18 protein-coding genes are annotated in these 20088 nt (G+C 48.8%); 2 read left to right on the top strand and 16 right to left on the bottom strand.

Features of this window, described 5'->3' with window-relative positions; translation table 11 throughout:
* Positions 1-7 precede the first annotated feature (7 nt).
* The 4 genes from NYE45_RS11510 to NYE45_RS11495 form a co-directional block, all read right to left on the bottom strand.
* Entirely contained in the window at positions 8-448 is a 441-nt protein-coding gene (locus tag NYE45_RS11510; protein WP_264929197.1) for a ribonuclease, read from the bottom strand.
* Positions 449-715: 267 nt separating this feature from the next.
* On the bottom strand, positions 716-1723 hold the full coding sequence (locus tag NYE45_RS11505; RefSeq protein WP_340016700.1) for a Gfo/Idh/MocA family oxidoreductase: 1008 nt from the start codon (positions 1721-1723) through the stop codon (positions 716-718).
* 2 nt (positions 1724-1725) lie between these two features.
* Positions 1726-2100: a helix-turn-helix transcriptional regulator gene (locus tag NYE45_RS11500; protein WP_036609188.1), complete on the bottom strand. Its 375-nt coding sequence runs from the start codon at positions 2098-2100 to the stop codon at positions 1726-1728.
* Between the two features lie 354 nt (positions 2101-2454).
* Positions 2455-3603 carry an acyltransferase gene (locus tag NYE45_RS11495; RefSeq protein WP_340016699.1) on the bottom strand — a complete coding sequence of 383 codons (1149 nt, stop codon included), beginning with the start codon at positions 3601-3603 and terminating at the stop codon, positions 2455-2457.
* A 64-nt stretch (positions 3604-3667) separates the two neighbouring features.
* Here NYE45_RS11495 and NYE45_RS11490 point away from each other — a divergent pair, with 64 nt between their 5' ends.
* Positions 3668-4069 (top strand): DUF202 domain-containing protein, encoded by a 402-nt coding sequence (locus NYE45_RS11490; RefSeq protein WP_340016698.1) that lies wholly within the window; start codon positions 3668-3670, stop codon positions 4067-4069.
* A gap of 173 nt (positions 4070-4242) precedes the next feature.
* Here the strand turns inward: NYE45_RS11490 and NYE45_RS11485 are convergent, their stop codons facing one another.
* The 11 genes from NYE45_RS11485 to NYE45_RS11435 form a co-directional block, all read right to left on the bottom strand.
* Positions 4243-4845, bottom strand: coding sequence for a general stress protein (locus NYE45_RS11485; RefSeq protein ID WP_062833886.1), 603 nt, complete (start codon positions 4843-4845; stop codon positions 4243-4245).
* A gap of 453 nt (positions 4846-5298) precedes the next feature.
* A complete protein-coding gene (hrpB, locus tag NYE45_RS11480; RefSeq protein ID WP_340016697.1) occupies positions 5299-7818 on the bottom strand; it encodes an ATP-dependent helicase HrpB in 2520 nt (839 codons plus the stop codon).
* Positions 7819-7971: 153 nt separating this feature from the next.
* Complete coding sequence (locus tag NYE45_RS11475) at positions 7972-8778, bottom strand: SDR family NAD(P)-dependent oxidoreductase (RefSeq protein ID WP_340016696.1); 807 nt, start codon at positions 8776-8778, stop codon at positions 7972-7974.
* Positions 8779-8982: 204 nt separating this feature from the next.
* Positions 8983-9825 (bottom strand): hypothetical protein, encoded by an 843-nt coding sequence (locus NYE45_RS11470; protein WP_145146965.1) that lies wholly within the window; start codon positions 9823-9825, stop codon positions 8983-8985.
* Positions 9826-9835: 10 nt separating this feature from the next.
* Positions 9836-10588 (bottom strand): vWA domain-containing protein, encoded by a 753-nt coding sequence (locus tag NYE45_RS11465; protein ID WP_076330724.1) that lies wholly within the window; start codon positions 10586-10588, stop codon positions 9836-9838.
* Positions 10589-10623: 35 nt separating this feature from the next.
* Positions 10624-12705, bottom strand: coding sequence for a hypothetical protein (locus tag NYE45_RS11460; protein WP_340016695.1), 2082 nt, complete (start codon positions 12703-12705; stop codon positions 10624-10626).
* A gap of 158 nt (positions 12706-12863) precedes the next feature.
* A complete protein-coding gene (locus NYE45_RS11455) occupies positions 12864-13139 on the bottom strand; it encodes a WXG100 family type VII secretion target (RefSeq protein ID WP_017689071.1) in 276 nt (91 codons plus the stop codon).
* A gap of 186 nt (positions 13140-13325) precedes the next feature.
* Entirely contained in the window at positions 13326-13874 is a 549-nt protein-coding gene (locus NYE45_RS11450; protein ID WP_062833881.1) for a WXG100 family type VII secretion target, read from the bottom strand.
* Positions 13875-13880: 6 nt separating this feature from the next.
* Positions 13881-14711, bottom strand: coding sequence for a hypothetical protein (locus NYE45_RS11445; protein ID WP_076330722.1), 831 nt, complete (start codon positions 14709-14711; stop codon positions 13881-13883).
* Between the two features lie 16 nt (positions 14712-14727).
* On the bottom strand, positions 14728-18732 hold the full coding sequence (gene essC / locus NYE45_RS11440; protein ID WP_340016694.1) for a type VII secretion protein EssC: 4005 nt from the start codon (positions 18730-18732) through the stop codon (positions 14728-14730).
* Positions 18733-18784: 52 nt separating this feature from the next.
* Positions 18785-19105 (bottom strand): hypothetical protein, encoded by a 321-nt coding sequence (locus NYE45_RS11435; RefSeq protein WP_062833878.1) that lies wholly within the window; start codon positions 19103-19105, stop codon positions 18785-18787.
* Positions 19106-19526: 421 nt separating this feature from the next.
* Here NYE45_RS11435 and NYE45_RS11430 point away from each other — a divergent pair, with 421 nt between their 5' ends.
* Entirely contained in the window at positions 19527-19766 is a 240-nt protein-coding gene (locus NYE45_RS11430; protein ID WP_076330720.1) for a hypothetical protein, read from the top strand.
* 123 nt (positions 19767-19889) lie between these two features.
* On the opposite strand, the gene NYE45_RS11425 is transcribed toward NYE45_RS11430, so the two are convergent.
* Complete coding sequence (locus tag NYE45_RS11425; RefSeq protein ID WP_340016693.1) at positions 19890-20042, bottom strand: hypothetical protein; 153 nt, start codon at positions 20040-20042, stop codon at positions 19890-19892.
* Positions 20043-20088 lie beyond the last annotated feature (46 nt).

The raw sequence follows: 20088 nt of genomic DNA, 5'->3' as shown, positions 1-20088 counted from the left end.
CCTTCCTCTATTTTAAGCGTGTAAATGATGCATAATGATCTGTCGTTTTGTAGATGAGTCCATCATTGGAATACACAATCCGATCCGAATTACGGAAGCCGGAAGTATAGTTGATATCCGCTTCGCGCCATGTCCGTCCGCTCGCTGCTGGCAGAAGCCCTTCCCGATTGCCGAATGTATCTCCGCCGATGCTTTTCCCAGGAGCGACGACAGCCAAGTTTCCTTGTGAAGCTACCCAGCCGAGTCCTGTTGCCTGTGATTTGGTAATAAAGTTACATGGTAACGTTCCGTTTGCACTCAAATAGTTTGCTACACCCGTAAACGTATTGATAATGGTACATGTTGCAGCAGAAGCCTTCTGCTGTGGGGCTGGGGTGAACTGTGAACCTGTGAAGAAAACGAATGTTAACAACAATGCCAGTAAAGCGGTTGATAGTAGTTTTTTCATCAATCCTGCCTCCCGATCCTCATAGTAGATGAACGTTGCCACATATGCATTGTGCAAGCTGTAACTGTCTAGTTGTACGTTCTGCTAGATTATAGTAAACAAGTCATCCCATGACTATTTATATCACATGATTTTGGTGTAAATATCAAATGAAGACGATTTAATTGTAAAATATTATAATTCTAACATTTTAAGATGGAAAAAAAGACTCTCATCCTGAAGATGGAGTCTGCATTTTCTAGTACATTTGGTCTGGTTTGAATTGGTCTAATCGATCAGCTGCACACGTTGACGAGTTCGCGCCGATTCCAGGCACGCATCAATGACACGCATGTTCTGAATGGTATTTTCCGGACTGAAAGGCAAAGCCTCTCCTTCAAGTGCAGCCGCTGCGAACGTCTCTACCTGAAGCACATAGGAATTCGACACGGACACACGCTCCTCACGGCTGACAGAATCCGTGTGCACAATAATTTGAGGTGGAATATCACTGTTCTCCCAACCAAACACTTTTGGCAGTTCAATTCGCCCTTCCGTCCCGAGAATCTCCATCTCTGCTCGTCCTGACGCCCACATGCCACAGTCAAAAGTTAAAGCTACCGAATTCGGAAACTCTATTAGTCCCGATGCCATCATATCAACGCCATCATGCTCGTCCGAGAATAGCGCGTGTACCGTCACCGCTTCCGGCTCCTGTCCCAGATACATCCGGGCTGCCGAGATCGGATACACGCCAAGATCGAATAATGATCCGCCGCCCATCTCTCTTTTGAACCTTACATTCTCCTTATCATCAGCAGTATTACAGGTAAAGTTACCATGGATGGCTCTGACGATGCCAATCTCTCCACTGGCTATAATCTCTTGCACACGTCTGTGCTTGGGATGATATCGATACATTATTGCTTCTGCAAAAAGAACGCCTTGCTGGTGACATGCCTCTATCATTTCTGCGGATTCATCTGCATTCAGGGCTGCTGGTTTCTCGCACAACACGTGTTTGCCAGCCTGCGCAGCTTTGATGGTCCATTCTTTGTGCATATGGTTAGGTAAAGGAATATAGACGGCTTCGATGTCTGGATCAGCGATGAGTTCTTCGTAACTGCCATACGATCTGGCAATGCCGAGTTCTTCGGCAAGGGTTTCCGCCTTTTCCTTGCTACGGCTGGCAATCGCCAGCACCTCACCACGTTCGGACTGCTGGATCGCCGGAATGACTGCATTTTTGGCAATGGTTGACGTACCGAGTACACCCCACTGTAACTGTCTATTCATGCTCATCTTCCTTTCGTACCGTAATTGTCCTCTTCTGCCTTGTGTAACATGCCTAGACAACGATCCAGATCTGTTTTGACCTGTTTCTTGTATAATTCGGCTTTCTCCGCACCATCATCCGTAAAATGATATAAAACGATTTCCTGAAAATCGACCTTCGGATCGTTACCCTTCAGCTTCTTCGTGCGATAAAAAACACCTTGCTGTACCAATTCATGCAGTGCCCGATATACCTCGCTCTGGGGTGGTACATAACCGTAGTCTTTGAATTCCTGCTTCATCGCCTCCAGCATCTCGTAACCATATCCCCTGTGCTGTTCAACCATCGTAATCAGATACAGCTTAATAAATGCCCGCTGTGCAATCATAAAAGCCACGTTCATTCCCCTCCTGTCAGAACCTATATATCTAGTATTATAAAACTTATGTTCGGGTTCTGCCATCTTTCTCCGCTTTGCCTCCCCTTTATCCATCTTCAAGGAGGGCGAGCAAGAAATCGTGTGAATTCGCGTTAACCTGAGGGAAGCATGGAAAAAGGTTTTCTATTGTGAATTTTTCATGTAATGAAATTTTAATCGTTATTCAAAAGAAACAAATTCATAATACCTTTAGTTGCTTCAATCAAGGCTGGATATAGATCGAAACGGTTCAATTTGTCTATACTTCCGAACGCCCGTACACTCCTGTGCGGCTGTGGTCATCTATTATGAATTTTTCATGTATTGATGGATTCATTTATTGCGCGAAGATTTAGGTACGGTTCCCACAATCCATTTGCCCCAGCTTACCCGAGAGATAAGCCATGTCAGTAGACAGGATAATGTGAGAGCCAACAACCAGGTAATGATCATTCGGACGACAGGGTTCCAGCCCATGGCAACATAAAAAAGTTCATCCGGAATGTAGCTATACCGCAGCATCAACATATGCATCAGATATCCGCCATACGATACACCACCAATCCATCCCAGCAATCGTGTAACCCTAAGGTTATGCAGTTTGCCGGCCAGCTGGTACATGACCATAATCGAAGCAATCAGAAAGAGCGCCATATCAGGCCGGATCAGGCTGACCGTGTAGAATGTAATTTTGATTCCCTCCGGCTTCTGAAACTCCAGCATTAATAAATATGTAAACCGAAGACCCAGCACGATAAACACCGTCCAATATACCCAGCGTAACCGATGAATCCATTCATTCCAGTGCTGGACGGATAAGCCCGCGGCTGCACCAAGCACAAAATAAATAAAGAAATAGAGGAAATTGCGGTCTGCATACGTTGTAAACGCATCTGTCAGTACCGGAATATTCAGCCAGCCCATGAATTCGGCAATGTTGCCTAATTGATCTGCGAGCACTAGATAGACTACGACCGAAATAAGCAGAGCGATCATACGCCCCTTGGCCTCGTAGCGGTTATATACATAATGAATGGCTCGCAAGAAGAGCGGAAATAACAGATAAAACTGAATCAGCATAATAATGTACCAAAAGTGTGAAGTTGTTTTGCCAGTAATCAGCTTCAAGCCTAAGTCTGGAATGTCATTCCATCCAAATCCCGTCCAGCCTCGCGGTGCAAGTGTAAAGTAAATGAGTGACCAGATGAGATAGGGTACGATGACGTCGGTTACTCTTTTTCTCATAAACTTGCCGTAATGCAGCTTGTCTCCCGTATTATAAAAAAGTACCATCCCTGTTATGAAGATGAACAAAGGAACTGCAAATTTGGAGAGCATCAGCAGCATAGCCAATAACACGCCATCCTCCAGTTTCGTTTCCGGTACCAGAGAGTAGTGTGCGATGGAATGCTGAAGAACCACCGCTGCAAAGGCCAGTCCCCTTAAGCTCTCGATTTCTGTAATTCGTTCTCTGCGAGACATACATTCAGCCGTCCTTTCTAGGTTTTACGATAAGAGATATAATGACAATGAAGCGGTATATCTGATGAACGGGGGGATTCATATTTCTTTAGCTGACAAGGACATCGCCACGATCGACTCCAAATATGTTCAGCAGCATCTGGCTAACGAACGAACCTTTCTAGCCTGGGTTCGCACCGGCATTGCCATGGCGGGCATCGGCTTTCTTGCTGCCGGATTTGGTTTTAACTCCTCGACGTATGATCGTCTTGCACATATTGCCGCCATTATTACCGGTATCACTTCTCTGGTTGGCGGTATATCCATCATTGTGTATTCGGCAACAGCCTATCATCGGAAGCGTACACAAATCAATGAGCAAACGTATCAGGCGTCAACCGGATTAATTCGTTTTCTGACCATGATGCTACTGGTGATTGGACTCGCTTTGGCTGTATTGCTCTATGTATTGTTATTCCCTGCCTGACTGGGTAAAAACACCATCCGCCATTATTGATGCACAATGTCACACACAGGGACAAAAGCCGGCTTCCCTTAAGGAAACCGGCTAATGACCATCTGGTGGATCATATATGTCATTCCGATTGCAGGTATTATGTCATTGAGTTCTATTACATATCAACCGAATCGATAGAACGATTAGAGAAATGTATTGTTACCGAATCGCGCTGCCTTGGTTTGGGCTTCCAATCTGCGTTCTTCCATATCCAGGTCCGGACGTTCGGCAGCCACATCTCCACCATGTACTTGGGCTCTGTCCCGATTATACTGGCTGTTGCTGCTGAACACATCATACACATCCGTGTCCCGATCCGTAGAGTCTACGAGCAACAGGATTTTGCCATTCTGTACATACTCCTCATACTGTTTGGCATCCTCTTCCGGAATACCGAGACCAACCAGTCCACCCACCAATCCGCCAGCTCCTGCACCCACAGCTGCACCGGTAAATGCTGCTGCGATAGGGCCTGCGGCCAGAATTGGTCCTATGCCGGGTATGGCCAGTGCACCGATACCTGCGAGCAAGCCGGCTACGCCACCGAGTACACCACCTGTTGCTGCACCCGCAGCCACGCCTTCAGGGGCTTTCGTACCCGTCTCTTCCCGAATCGCCTTCAATTCATCCCGATCCTGTGTAACAACGGAGATTTCGTCTGAAGTGAATCCTTGTGCTTTCAGACCCTCGATAGCCTGCGATGCTTCACGTTCTGTATTAAACACACCTACGATTTTCTTCTGCATAGTGAATCCCTCCTCATCTTATTGAGTGGTTCGCTATGTTATTACCCGTCTTGTTTTCTTTCAAACGCTTGCAAGTCAATATAATATGTGTGGATAGCAATTAATTGCTGAGGTTCATTCCTTTTCATGCCTCATCAGGATGTACCTTCAACTCAGGCATGTAATACATTGAGGGATGTCAGAATCCAAAACATCATGAAGTCCAGACTGGCTGATCCTGGCGAATTGTCTAGATGATTTCTAAGGAACCAAGGGCGTCTTATTTAACCTTCTGGTCCTCATTTTATTTTGGAAGGAACCTGAGACACGTTATTTACCAAAATCAACTGATGAACCCGCTATAAACGGCTGATTTTTCGAATATAGCGTGTTTCAGATTCCTTAGATTGCTGCAGGCGCTTCAAATCGCTGAATAAGACGTCACAGGTTCGTTAGCGCTCCCGCGTAATTCATCTATTTCCCCCGTGGTTTGGCCCGATTTGTGGCAACCGCTTCAAGTGGATTGTCCGGCCAGTAATGCTTCGGATAACGACCTTTCAGATCTTTTTTGACGTCAAAGTACGTCTCTCTCCAGAAGTTGGCCAAGTCTCGGGTGACCTGCACAGGTCGCTGCGCCGGTGATAATAGGTGGATGGTCAACGGAACTCGCCCACCACCAATACGCGGTGTCTCCTGTTGTCCAAACATCTCCTGTAGTCTCACCGCCAGCACAGGGTCCTCCGGCCGGCTGTAGTCTACGGGAATTCGGGAACCACTTGGCACCTGTATATGCGTCGGTGCTTCATCGTCTAGTTGCTGTCGCTGACCCCAACTCAGTCCACCGAGCAATACATCATGCATCGACAATCTCTTCAGGTCGGCTGCCGACCGCATGCCTGTCAGATAAGGCGTAAGATGTTCTGCCAACTCTTCAGTCAGATCATCTTCAATCAAGTCGGGCCACTCGGGTAGATGAAGATGCAGGAACCGCAGCCTGTCCACAAGTTGTCTGGATGTTTTTGTCCAAGGCAGACAATCGAGCCCTTCCATTCGTATTCCCGTTATCAGTGCTTCCAGCACCTGATCTTCAGGTGGCTGTGCAATACTGCTCTCCTTGATGACAAGGGCGCCAATACGAAGTCTCTTGTGTGCGCGCACGCTGCGGGTATTGGAATCCCAGGCCACTTGCACTTCATTGTGCAGCAAGTGCTGACCTGCCTGCAACAATGTCTGCTCCTGCAACGGCGCAGCCAGCAGGATGCGCGCATCTGCGCCCTGGTCGTCTGCCTCGGCTGCGACCAGATACGCTGAACGGCTCAGCGATTCTGTCGCTGCGAGCCGTACGCCGCGGCCGCTGCTCAGCAGATAGCGGCCGTCCTCCCGGCGTTGCCCGATCCGGTCCGGATAGGCGAAGGACAGCAGCAATCCGCAGCTGTCCTCATCCGGTCGCACCGGATCGGCCGCCGGGCCGAGCGCCGAGCGCAGCTGGCGGCTCTCCTGGAGCATGCGCCGCACGGCCGCGCCGTCTAGGGCAGCCGCTGCCGCTTGCGGCATGCCGCTGCTGTCCGCGGTCAGCAGCGCTTCTACGCGCGGGCGGAGGTCCGTGCCCGCGCCTGCACTGCCACTGCTGCGGAGGCCGGCAGGCTCCTGCAGCAGTGCCGCCAGCATGCTGGCGTAGCTGGCCAGCCCAAGCTCCGCCGCACGGAGCAGCATGCTGGCCAGTCGCGGATGCACGCCAAGCGTGTTCATCCGCCGCCCGAAGGGCGTGATGCGGCCTGCGTCGTCCAGGCCGCCCAGCTGGCGCAGCAGCGCCTGTGCCTGGCCGTAGGCGGCGTCAGGCGGGGTGTCCAGCCATTGCAGCTCTGCTAGGGACTGGACACCCCAGACGGCAAGCTCCAGCGCCAGCGGCGCAAGATCCGCGGAGGTAATCTCCGGGCGAGCTGCCTCAGGCAGTCCCCCATGAACCTCTTCGCTCCATAGCCGGTAACACACACCTGGGGCGATTCGCCCCGCACGCCCCCGCCGCTGATCGGCTGACGACTTGGATACCGGCAGGGTAACAAGTCGGCTCATGCCCGTACGCGGCGAGAATGCCGACGCTCGACTCAGCCCCGCATCAACCACAACTTTAACGCCAGCCAGCGTAAGACTGGATTCCGCAATGGACGTAGACAATACCACTTTCCTCCAGCCCTCAGCCGCCGGGCGTATGGCCTCATCTTGCAGTTCCACTGGCATACTGCCATACAAAGAATGAACTTTCACATGCGTAGGAAGAGAACCGTTTAATAACTCCCGTTCTGTACGGTGTATCTCTCTTGCCCCAGGAAGAAAAACAAGTACATCCCCCTCCTGTTCAGCCAATGCCTTGTTCACCGTCTGAGCCGTGAATTGTTCCAGTGGCATGGCTGACGGTCTCGATACATATCGTGTCTCCACCGGAAACGTGCGTCCCGGACAGTGAATTGATCTTGTACCCTCACCAAGCAATGCACAGACGGGAACAGGATCAAGGGTCGCCGACATGACCAGCAGTTTCAAATCTGGACGTAACATCGCTCGCGATTCCAATGCCAGGGCCAGGCCCAAGTCCCCATGTAGATGACGTTCATGGAATTCATCAAATATAATCATCGCCGTATCCTCAAGACCCTGGTCCTGCTGCAACATCCGGGTCAACACCCCTTCCGTCACAACTTCAATGCGCGTCGCCTGACTCACCCGTGTATCCATGCGTACACGATATCCTACAGTCTGACCCGCCTTTTCCCCTAACGTAGCCGCCAATCTCGACGCAGCTGAACGCGCAGCCAGCCTTCGGGGTTCCAGCATTATGATCTTCCGTCCCGCAACCCACGGCTCCTCCAGCAAAGCCAGCGGTACCACGGTCGTTTTTCCCGCACCCGGTTCTGCAATTAACACACCTGTATCTTGATCCCGAAATAACTGTCTTAACTCCGGAATAATCTCTTGTATCGGTAACTCTATATGCATATGATCGCTCCTAATGAATGTACCCTACTGCTCTTCAGCATCACTATTCGAATGTTAGCATTATAACAAAAAAAGCCGTTCCAGAGGAACGACTATCGCAGACACACCCTAAGACACGACTTAGTAAAAATGAAATTTATCCAAAATGCTCACTTAGCTGAGCAATGATTCGGCACCATCAATCACGATCTCTGCTCCGGTGATATGTCTGGATTCGGACGATGCGAGGAAGCTTACCAGATCGGCAACATGTTCCGGCTGACCCGGACCGTCCGCAAGTGGCTGCTGACCTTCCGGAAACTCCATCGGAATAATGATCTGCTGCAAATCATCCGTTTTGACCGTACTTTGATCGATATTCGTCGCAATTGCCCCTGGGCAGATCACGTTTACACGTATCTTGAACTTCGCCAGCTCAAGCGCAGCCATCTTCGCAAATGCAACCTGCCCTGCCTTGGACGTGCTGTACGCCGACATACCAAAGCTTGAGAAGCGTTGATTGCCGTTGATGGAACTCGTGATGATAATGCTGCCGCCACCCCGTCTTTTCAAATGAGGTAATGCATATTTAACAGTGAAAAACGTACCATTCAGGTTCGTAGTAATAATCTGTTGCCACTCTTCAACCTGAATTTCCTCAATGGGTGCCGATACTCCGTTAATTCCTGCATTGGCAAAAACAATATCCAAACCACCGAATAATTCCACGGTTTCGAGCACTGCCTTTTCCACACGTGCCGGGTCGGAAATGTCTACATCGAATGCTCTCGCCACACCGGGGTGCGGCGCATTAATCTCTGCTTCCGTTTCCGAGATTCGATCATTCACCAGATCAAACAGTGCAACTTTTGCACCCTCTTTAGCCAGCTTGACCGCAGTAGCCTTCCCAATTCCGGAGCCTGCTCCGGTAATAATCGCAACCTTGCCTTGGAAACGTGACTTGCCGTTATGTTGTGTCATTATCCATTCCACTCCTTCATTTTAGCAATTATGTAAGAATGTACGTTCAAGCTCATCGTTAAAGAGGTTGTACTTAAAGTCAATTCTTCACAAGATTACCCAAAAAGAGTGTCTTTTAAATCAACACCAGCAAGTTTTTTCACCGTCGATCTACACCAGTGTCACAGCAACATCGGGATCGGCCCACAACTTTATAAGGGGCACTCACCATTCCAGCTCAATGAAAGCGGCATCATCTTCAAGACCGCCGGTATGTGTAGCATCGAGTAGTACCTGAATGTGTTCATCGGGCACATAGGCCTGGATGGCATCCAGATCATTTAATCCATCCGTGTATAACTGAAGACGCAGTGAATCGCCTGCGGACCCTTTCATTTCGCAGATGTGCGGCTTACCACCGACAGGTCCTTCAAGTGTAGACCAACGCTCATTCGTCTTGCAATGAACCTGAAATAATTCAGACTGCTCCTGCCCATTACGCCACAGGCGAATACGCGAATCTCCTTGCCACGCAAGCCACACACGACTTTTGCGACCTCCTCCCGTGAGCTCAATCCGTCCACACACATACATGGCCTGACTGCCCCGGCTTCGCTTCTCCATTAACACTTCACGCAGCAACAGCGGAGAACTTTCGAGTGGCTGTAATTTCTCCAGTTGCTCCGATGCAGGAAGGGTAAGATCATGCAGAAGACGCTCAACGCCATCTCGCGTAGGGTGTTGGGTCGTTTCCAGCCAGTCTAACAAAGCATTCCCCAGAAAACGTGCTGCAAAGTCTCCCAGATAACTCATGCCTACCCCATCACATAATACAAAATTGCAGACATTGCCATTCATGCGGACTGCAGCAAAGTCCTGTCCGGTATCTCCTTGATGTACCGTCTCAGCCGCTCTGCCATAACCATACCTGCACTTGAATGTGCCCTGATAGCGGGTTAGTGGCTGTTCATCGGTCTGTACACTCACATAGCGAAAGTTGCCATGCCGTTGCTCGGCATGGCCCCCCTTATCTCCAGCAGACAATGTTGCCAAACGCATTGCTCTCATGATTCCCCTCCTATCTCACAGGCGTAGCAGCGGACATCTGGAACCCGATCGATACCAATTCTGCACAGGTACCTGGCAGCATCATGAGTGCACCGGGTGCAAGCAAATAATCAGCCTCAACAAGCATCTCCCGATAACTTTCGGGCAGGACGGATGACATATTACGCAGCTTCTCTCCATGCTCATCCTGCAGATTCGTTTCCGAAGAGATTCCCTTCCATCTTCTAGGTTCAGCAATCGGTCCTTCCAACAGATGATCGGATATAAAGATATTCTCCACCAGCACATTACCGTCCGGTACACTCATGCCCATGATTCTTTTCGCAATAGGCTCAGGATCTTCACCTGTGGCTACCCCATCCGTCATGTGGCATACGAGTGGCGCAGGACAATCCTGCATATTCGGAATTTCGGCCTGTAATATCTTCTCTGCCTGTAGAAAAGCCTTCGCAGAATCCGAAAACCGTTTTGGTGTCAGGTCTGGCAACGAACCAACTGCAGCGATTTCGTCAATTCCTTTGATTCCGTTCAACAAATCATATACATCATCGCTGTAAGCCAATATAGCTATGCGATAGCGAGGTGTCAGACGATTTCCCTTGGTCGACCGAAATACCATTTGGCGGATCGCGAGAGATAAAGCATCATAGACGACGTCAATCCGCCGACGATTTTCCAGAACCATATTCATGGAGGCGCTAATATCAATTAAATATATAATCAGTGCAGGTGTACGCTGCGATGCTTGAATCGTATAGTTCATCTAGGATGAGTCACCTCCATCGTTCACTTTTTTTTTTATAAGTTAGGCAACGTATAGCTGTTGTTGCTCAGGAATTTGTTAATGGCGCTCATTCGAGCGGCCACTTTGCCGACACCTTTGAAATAGGCAGCATCGGTATTATATAGATTTTTGAAATCACGGGCATACGATTCCGCATTTTCAATTTTTCTGCCTTTTTGCGCGTTATACGTTTTATTGTAATTAGCAATCAACGTGACCACATTCTGGGCACGTTTTTTCTTGAGCGCAGCTTTTTGAGCAATCTCCTGCTGACGTTTAACTTCAGCTGCCGCCTTACGCTCCGCTTCCTGTTTTGCAAGCTTGGCATCATTCTCTTTTTTCCAGACCAGATAAGCTTCATATTTTGCCTGTTTATCGTATTTTTCCTGCTCCGCTTTCTTGGCAGCTTCTTTCTTCTGCTGCTCCCGCTTCACCAGATAGGCCTCATATTTTGCCTGTTTGTCGTACTTGGCCTGTAATGCCTTGCGTTCTTCTTCTTTTTTCTTCGCTTCAGCTTCCTTTTGCTTGGCTTCAGCGAGTTTTTTCTTTTCCTCTGCTTCCAGTTTTGCAGCATCTGCAGCCTTTTGCTTCTCTTGCTCTTCCTGCTGCTTGAGTGCAGCAGCCTTCGCAGCTTCAGCCTCTTCCGCAGCCTTAACCTCTGCCAATCTGATGGCTTCCTGCTGTTCTTGCTGCTTCACCTCTGCCTGATCGGCGAGTATTTTGACCGTTGGCACACCACCTGCCAGTAATACAATAAGAACAGCAGAGGAAATCATGAACTTTTTGGATCTGTAGAATGGCACAGGTACGGGCTTGTCCGTGTCTTCTTTGGGATTGAGCTTCGCATCCAGTTCCTTGATTGCAGCTTCAACTTCCATCTGCATCGCACTGTTATGAGGAATGAAATGATACAACGAGCGGTACACTTCCAATGCAGCCGCTGGTTTATCTTCGTCCTCCAGGGCTCTTGCTTGCAGGAACAGACGGTTCACAACCGCTTCCTGATCAGGAGAGTGCTGCGTTTGGGAATTATTCTCGTTTTGAGCATTCAACGTTTCACTTGCAGGTTCTGAGCTCTTGTTCAGATTCGCATTAATAGCTTCCGGCTGATTCGCACCTTCTTCTTCCGATTTCGCAGCCGTAGCAACCGCATTAGCCTGATGCACGTCTACCGCAGCCAGTGCAACATACCACTCCCCAAACGTCGGACAACTGCTCAGATCGTGACTCTCCCAGGCGCGAATAAACAGCTCAGACAATTTGGAGCCCCACCGCTTCTCAAGCGACTCCCGCATCGCAAAATACCGTTCACTCACCGTTTGCATTTCATGTTGATCAAAATAGCTTTCGCCCCAGGCTTTCTCTACAATCACAGGGTCCGACCAGCTTAACATTTCAGCAATAATAACGGCTCCGGCAAATCGGTCGGCATATGAACTCCACAAACCACTGTGCACTGTTCGATGGGCCGCATAACCGGGTGACCCGGCAAGCAGGGCATCCGGACGATCCATCTTGGAACCGTACATTTGCTCGACATCCACCAGTTCAACCGCAGACGTCTTCCCCAGGTTCTCCACTTCGGAAAAAAACGGAATCATTACATTGGGAGCGGACATATCGCAATGAGCCAGTCCACGTTGCTCCATAGCCGAACCTGTTCCGGCAAGCGCTCTGGCCAGCTTCAGGCTCTCCTCTGCCGTCAGCTGTCTCTGATCGCTAATCACATCGAACCAGGTCTGACCCTGCACCCAAGGCATCAACACCGCATATAACAGATCGGGATGTTTTCCAATGAGCGCTCCGTTTCTTTCCGGAGTGAGCACATCACGCTTGCATACCTGCAAACCTGGCAGTTCACTATAGGACTCCATATGCTCAGACTGATATACCATAGCCGGAATACGGAATTTAGGAAAAAATACTTTTAGTGCTTTGGCCCCATGAATGGAACCATTTCGGGGTATCAACTGATAAACAATCCCCTGCCTTCCGGCTTGGGCATAAGCCAGACCCGGCGCAGCCGGATGTTGCCCAATCGTATAGGCAATGTCGTTAATCACCACTTCATCCCCGGGATTTGGTTGAAAAGACATGCTTATCCCTCTCTCTGTCCTAGTGTCATAGTTGCAGCAAAAACCGGGTGTTGTGAAAACGCCCGGTTTTTGCTGTAGTTGTACATCTTCAGCTTGCTACCCACCTATAATTCAGGACGAATTCAGACTTCACATCGGCCTGATCTATGTAAAGCAGATTAACGAGCTTGGTCAGCTGTACGGAATTTGTTAGCAATAGCTGTAAGTTCCGCGCTGATACTGTTCAGCGTTTGAACGAACGATTGCATTTGTTTGCTAGCTTCTTGGAACTCTTGGAAGAAGCGTTGCTTTGTCATACCTTCCCATTGTCCTTCCATGCTTGTGATGGATTGAGTCAATGTAGATACGATTTGCTGACTTTGCTCACCGCTTTGTTTAAATTGGTTGGAAACCTGATCAAGCTGCTCTGGGGTAACTAAAATACGTCCTGCCATTGGTAAATTCCTCCTTGGTTTGTGCAATTAAATTTTTACTTGTTCAAATTGTACTATACCAGGATCGATCGGACAAAAGCCGAAGGACCTAATCCTATTTACCCCATTTTCAGCACTTGAAACTTCTCCTAACAGCCTATTTACAAAAATATATTCACTTTCTGCTGTCCTTTTTATTCACCCTGTTCAGGAAACCACAGGCTCGGTTCCTCTTCTTCCCCGAAAGGAAGGGTCTGTGAATCTCCATGCTACAGGCTCAGGCTGCATGGCCTGTACCAGTGTAGCCGGGGAGCCATCAGGCGGAGCGGCATCCTGTACACGATATACGGCCGCCATTGCGGAAAGGGGATCGGATACTACAGCTACAGTTGCAGAATGTGCAGGCATGATTTCTCCTGTACGGTTGTTCTGAAGAACATTCAGCATATTGACCGCATTACCATAGGCCGTGTTCACATGACTCAGCACGGAACGATACTCCATGTCTGCCTGCTGGAATAACAACGCTTTGCGTCCCAGCTGTACGCTTAAGTCCATCAATCGACGAAGCGCATCCTCGCCCAGTCGTTTACTGTGATTCCATTCATTCATCACCGCTGCGCGGGATTCAACCTCCCACTCCAGCGAATGAATCGCCTGATCCAACACTGTCATCTTTTGCTGTATTTGCTCCGCTGCATACTGAATCTGCCTGCTCAGTGCCCGAAGCACATCCGGTTCCACACGAATGCGCATTTACCATCACCTTTCCTCTTCCCCTGCAGGCTGTTTAAGCCAGTCCAGCAGCATCTCGTGAAACTGTTCTCTAGTCGTCAGTGCTGCAACAAGCCAATCATCTGAAGCGGCAGTGCTCATCCGGAACAACCAGTTGGATACCGCGCTTGCAGCAAATGCTGCCGACTGCGACTTCCATCCCTCTTCATTCCACACAAGCAACCGAAGCTCCCCATCTGACTCCTTACCCACCAGACAGCGTGCCAGCGCAAGTGAACCCTCAGGATCACTTGTCTCCTGAGCGAGTTCATCAGCTACCGTCTGTACCTCGCTGTTTTCCAGCTCATTCATAACATCATAGAACTTTTTCTTGGAGCACATTAATGCCGGTTTCTCCGCAGGAGAATGGCCGCTCCATTTCATCCGCTCGATCAGAACATCAATGGCTTCACGAACACTTCCCAGATCGCTGAGCCGGAACGAATCCGGCACGTCCGCAACACGGGAGACTTCAACGACCCGCTCATCCGTGCAGTGTACATAACTCTCATACGACTTGCCGTTGATCGTGTAGCGAATCCAACAAGCTCTGTCGGACAGTCCGGCAATGGCTACCCTGGAGAAAACGGTCGGTGTCATGATCAGCTCATCCGTCTCCTGATCCTGAATCAGATATCCTTTGTCAAGCAGGGAGGCCTTGACGCGCTCCCACTCCATCGCGATATCCTCCGCCATATAGCCGCGAAACGGATCTTCCACACCAAGCAGTCGGTCTGAACCGAGAATGCCGGCCAGGAAAAAAAGTTCTTTTGTTTGTAACGTGACTACCTTTTGCTTAGAATCATGAACCGTCAACATTATGAGCCACCTCCCCTCAAACTACAACATGCCATCGGTCACGAATTTCAGAAATCCAATCGGTCATTTTCCAGCTGTCATCACATGGAACTGCACCTTTAACCCTGGAATATTTACGTTTCACATAATAACCTTGACCCGGAGGCAGTACCTTCAGCCCACCTGAACTACCTCCGGATTCCGAATAAGGTATACGGAAGAACGAGAGATCGTTAGGGTCTAAAGTCCCGAACAGCATTCCGCTTTGGGAAGCCTTCACATCCGTTACCCAGTCAGAACCGAAGGTCGGGAAGTCTGCCGGAACTCCGGACAGAATCACGTGTACACCTCGATCCCTTCCTTGACGAACAATCGCTCCCAATTGATCTTTTACATTAAAATCGTTTAGCTGCTTGGACAAGGTGTCCGCATCATCGATGACGAGCACAAGTTCCGGTCCACCGGAAATCTCGCCTCTTTTCAGAACTTCATCGTACAACTGTTGAATCACAGGTGCAAGCTGTTCTTCTCGCGATACGTGTCCACGGACATGGGGCAAACTGCTGATTTCCCCCAGTCCACCTGAGCCATAACGCATATCTACCGTGTATATTTGCACATCTTCCGGAGAAGCATGATAAGCCAGTGACAACATCCAGGTCAGCAAAAATGTCGTTTTGCCGCCTTCCATCGGACTCGTTACCATGAAATGTGGACCTTCACGCAGATTAAGCTGGAATGGTTCCAGATCATCCGTAAGCAATCCCACAGGGACCGTTACAGACGATGTATCCCAAGCCTGGCCATATGATCCTGTCCGAATGAGCAGATCCTTGAGTTTGATCTCTTCCGGAAGCGGAGCAATCTGCGGCGCTTCTTCCCCGGTCCAGCCTTGGCGAATCTCAGCGATTGTACGGCGCAGTGCCGATGAACGCTTGCCCTCATCTGCCCCGGAGGAAGGTAATGCCGCCTGGAACATCAACGGAGGTACCTGCCCTTTGACCAGACCTCTTCCTGGTGGAAGTTGACTTGGTGCCTTGGAAGGTCTTCCCACGGCATAATAATAATCACTTGGATCAGATAATTCAAATGAAACCGCGTTGGGAATATTACTTCTGAATTTCTCAAATACATCTGTTACCCGATTCGCAGTAAGCACGAAGGTGATGCCTAGACTGCCGCCTTCACGCAGAATCGTCTCTAGAAGCTCATTTTCTTCCGGATAGGCATTGCGGAACGAAAGATAACCATCGATAACCACAACAACCTGCGGGACTGCCGCATGAGCTGTCCGGCGATAGGCGGAAATCGTTTTAACCCCCGCCTCCGAGATGATATCTTTGCGTTGTGCCGACAGCTTGAGAATATAGCGGAATAACCGCTTGATCCGGTCTTCCTCTTCAGCCATCATCACGCCACCGATCTGAGGAAGTGCTGCAAAGTCCTTCATCATACGACCCATATCGATAATGTAACCATGCCAAGGCTCAGTTCTGTGTGAACGGGCCAGGGACATAAGCAAGGTCTGGACAAATGTTGTTTTTCCGAGTCCTGGCATACCGTACACGACCAGATGGCCTTGATCCATAGGCAATGCAAGTGGCTGCTGACGCTGATTAGGGAGATCATCCAACAAACCAACCAGTGGTTTCAGACCACTGGCCCCGCCATCAAGCAGCAAATCGTAATGCTCTTCTTCCTGCCAGTCCGGAAGACTTTCCCATTCCAGTGTCTCTGGTAAAGGTGGTAACCATGGTCCTGGCAAACGACGGATACCCGCATCCGCTGCAGACTGCGCAACATAGTCAATAAATACCTGAAGTTGTTTCGGAACATCTTCACCTTTGAGAACAGCTCGGCGCTCCCCGGTTAACAGAGGCTCCCGCTTACCGTTCAAGCGCACTTCCATAACAGGTAATACGGTCGTTGCATCCTCCTGCTGGTTATAAGGCGCACCACTCCAGGCGAATTGCATTTCTTCAAATACTTCATCACTGCCGACTTGGAAGTATCCGCGCCCAGGCTTCGTAATCCAGGCAGCATTCGGAATCTTGATCATGTCCCTGCTGTCTCCCTCACTCTGTACGCGAAGGCAGATTCGGAAACGGGAGTTACTCCATATTTTATCGTCCACAACGCCGGCTGGCTTCTGGGTTGCCAGAATTAGATGAACCCCAAGTGTCCGGCCAATAGCCGCGATACTGATCAATTCATCCATGAACTCTGGCTGGTCCCGCTTCAATTGAGCAAACTCGTCAATGATAATGACCAGATGTGGCAGTGGCTGTTCATGTCTGGAACGCAGAATCTTGTAATATTCATCAATGTGCTGGAGGTTTCCCGCATCATTTAATATCTTTTGCCTTCTGACCAGTTCGGCACGAAGTGAGATATTCGCCCGCTCAATCAGATTTCCATCCAGATTGGTGATTGTACCGACCACATGAGGCAGATCGACAAATGTGTTGGACATTCCGCCACCCTTATAGTCAATCAGCATGAAGGCCAGATCATGTGGATGGAATTCAGCAGCCAGCGAGGCTACGATGGACTGGATGACCTCACTTTTACCTGAACCGGTTGTACCTGCAATCAGACCGTGAGGACCATGACCCTGACGTTCAATTTTATCATGCAGGTTAATCGCAATTTTCTTGCCCCCAGCTCTTACACCCATTGGCACAGGCAGCGTGTCAGGATATCTCGTCTGTCCCCATCTTGACACCACATCCAGATCTTCCACGCGTGATGTGCTCAGCATATCGAATAACGGAAGCACTTGCGGGATATCCGAAGCAGATGAACGCTTCAACCGGATCGGTGACATATAACGGGAAAGCGCCTCTGCCATCTCTTTCGAGATCACATCAGGCTTGTACGTTTGTTGAATAACATCTGCATCTTCCGTTTTTTTGATATACACACCTTTGCCTTTGGAGGCGTCCATAATCAACTGACAATGCATCGGTAAAGACTCTTTGCGGTTAGCCAGTATGATGGTACATACATCAATCTCGTGAGCTGACTCCAGCAGCAGCGGAAGCAACGGTTCTTCTTCAATTAATTGCGTATCGGAGAGAATCACAACGTAACAAGGCGTTTGCACGCTTTTCTTGTAACGGTCTTCCTTATTGTTACGGCGCCGGTTCAACACGGAAAACAAGCTGTCCGCCAATTGATGCGCACCGCTGTGCCTGTCGGCCATATAGCGTTGTCCCTGGTCTTCATCCCAGATATGGGGCATCCAGCGAAGCCAATCCCATTCCTTACTGTCCTTCTCTTCATAAAATGCAGCAAGCTTGAGTTCATCCGGTGAATGCCTCACTGTCAGCTGTGAGATGATGACTCGCAGGGAAGCGAGCACTTCCTCCCGATCACCGACCAGACCCATAACCTTCGATTGGAACAAAGGCAATGTAATGGAAGCATCCGGTACCGTCTGGAATTCAGCCGCAAGTTCATGGGCCGCTTCAATTAGCTCATCCTTTTCGTAGCCGTCAATCCGCGGAACCTGAAGTTTGATTCGGAATGGAATCTCTCCCGTGCCAATGCGCACCTGTAGAAAATCATCATCCTCTGGTGAACGTTCCCATAAGGAACTGTTCCGATTCTTCACCACTTGAAGACATACACCCGGATCACCATGAATTTCGTACAGACTCTTTACTTGCTCCGCCTGCGCTTCCTTCAGTTCTTCCCGGTGTTTGTCGAGTTGAGCAAGGTACATGGTTTTGCGTTCTTCCAATTTTTTGCGATATGATTTCTTGTTGCTCAGATACACGAAGAATGGAATGGTGTAAGAAGTAAGCATCATCATGACCGTCATCATTTGAAACATCATATAATTGCTGTTGCCCATTTTACCGGTCATGTTGATATATACGTAGAAACCAATGCTGACCATGGTCATCATGATCGGCACAATAATGGATATCATGGAAAACGTGGGTTTGCTCGGTTCTGTTGGAGGCCTGAGTATTTCGAGTCCCTCTTCCTTAAGAACCGGTGTCATTCTTGGAGAACGCTGATATAACACATTCACGAAGAGAAGACCTCCTTTAGTTCGTTCAATAGAATGTATACGTTCAAAAGCCCTATTCGTTGCTGTCCTGCTGAAACAATGAACGTCTTCCATATACAGGCGCTTCTTCCGAAGTCGTTGAAAAAGCCCGCTGGACACGTACGCAACTGCCCTGTCGCAGCCCTGTTTCCATTAACTGCTGTGCGTTCTGCGGAGAGAACCACAGACCTTCCGGAAACTTGGCCTCAAGGATGTACTGAATGCCGTCTCCCGGTGCCTGTCCAAAAATCCGAACGCCGAGTAATGTCTTCAAATGTTCAATGGTACATTCGTCCGGAACCTCGATGTCGAACCATTCGCCTTCCTCGCGGCCGGAATACACGGTTAGAATCATCTGAATCCCTCCCATGGTCTCATATGTAAATTGTCCTAATGTCAGATTAAATCAAAAAAAAGAGAATGAATCGTTATATCAACCCTATTTTCTTACATAAACACCCTGTTTGCAATGTGCCACCTGTAATTTCGTTACATATGACCCACGTATATATTAAAATATCGTACATTCGACTCAGAACTTTCGTGGCAGTTATACCTTTAAATATTGCGAGGATGCGAAACTTTTTATTTTTGTTCCATTTAAATGGTAATTAAGTTCCGTTTTTCAGGACTTTTATTCCTTCGCCCACAATTGAATTGTGAACACTTTTCAAACATTACCCACCTTTATGTTTTCATAAGCTGATTTTAAGGTAATTTTAAGCATTGGAATTTAATATTACCTGTATGAAATAACAACCGTGAGGTGATTTCAAGTGAGAACCCTAATAACTTTTCAAAACAAATCAATCCCTGTATATTTTAATCAAGAAAACAAACAACCTATGCAGAAGACATTAAGATTGCTTAGCAGTGCTCTGGAGCATAAAATTAGCAACGGTAAACGCGCTCTCCAAAAATGTCTGCATTCTTTAATTAGTATTGAGATTGTCAATGGAGAAGCTATTCTCCACAGTCGCAGTGAAAATGACTCCCTTGCTCTATCCTTATATTAAAAGAAATCCATTAAGTTGCGTTCATTACAAGACATGAAAAAGGAAGCTGTCGTTATAGACAAGCTTCCTTTTTTGAGTTGTATACACATCAACAGCAGATCGCGGATCCATATCAGTTATCACTCAATTCAGTTTGCTTATGACATAGGCGGCATCATGTTCTTCCGCAATCTCGGCTTTACGAATACGAATGACAAACAGCCGAACCAAATTGGCACGTGTATGTTCTTCCTGACAGGTATTCAGCTTCCTCAGAATAAAGCGGTCAATGGACATGAATTTCAGGCCCCTTTGCCATTGGATTTACGGATCGGTTCTTCCG

It is taken from the genome of Paenibacillus sp. FSL K6-1318 (assembly GCF_037976905.1).
Taxonomy (GTDB): Bacteria; Bacillota; Bacilli; order Paenibacillales; family Paenibacillaceae; genus Paenibacillus; species Paenibacillus amylolyticus_A.
Note: the sequence above shows the minus strand (reverse complement) of the source record. Positions and strands in the feature narration are given on the sequence as shown.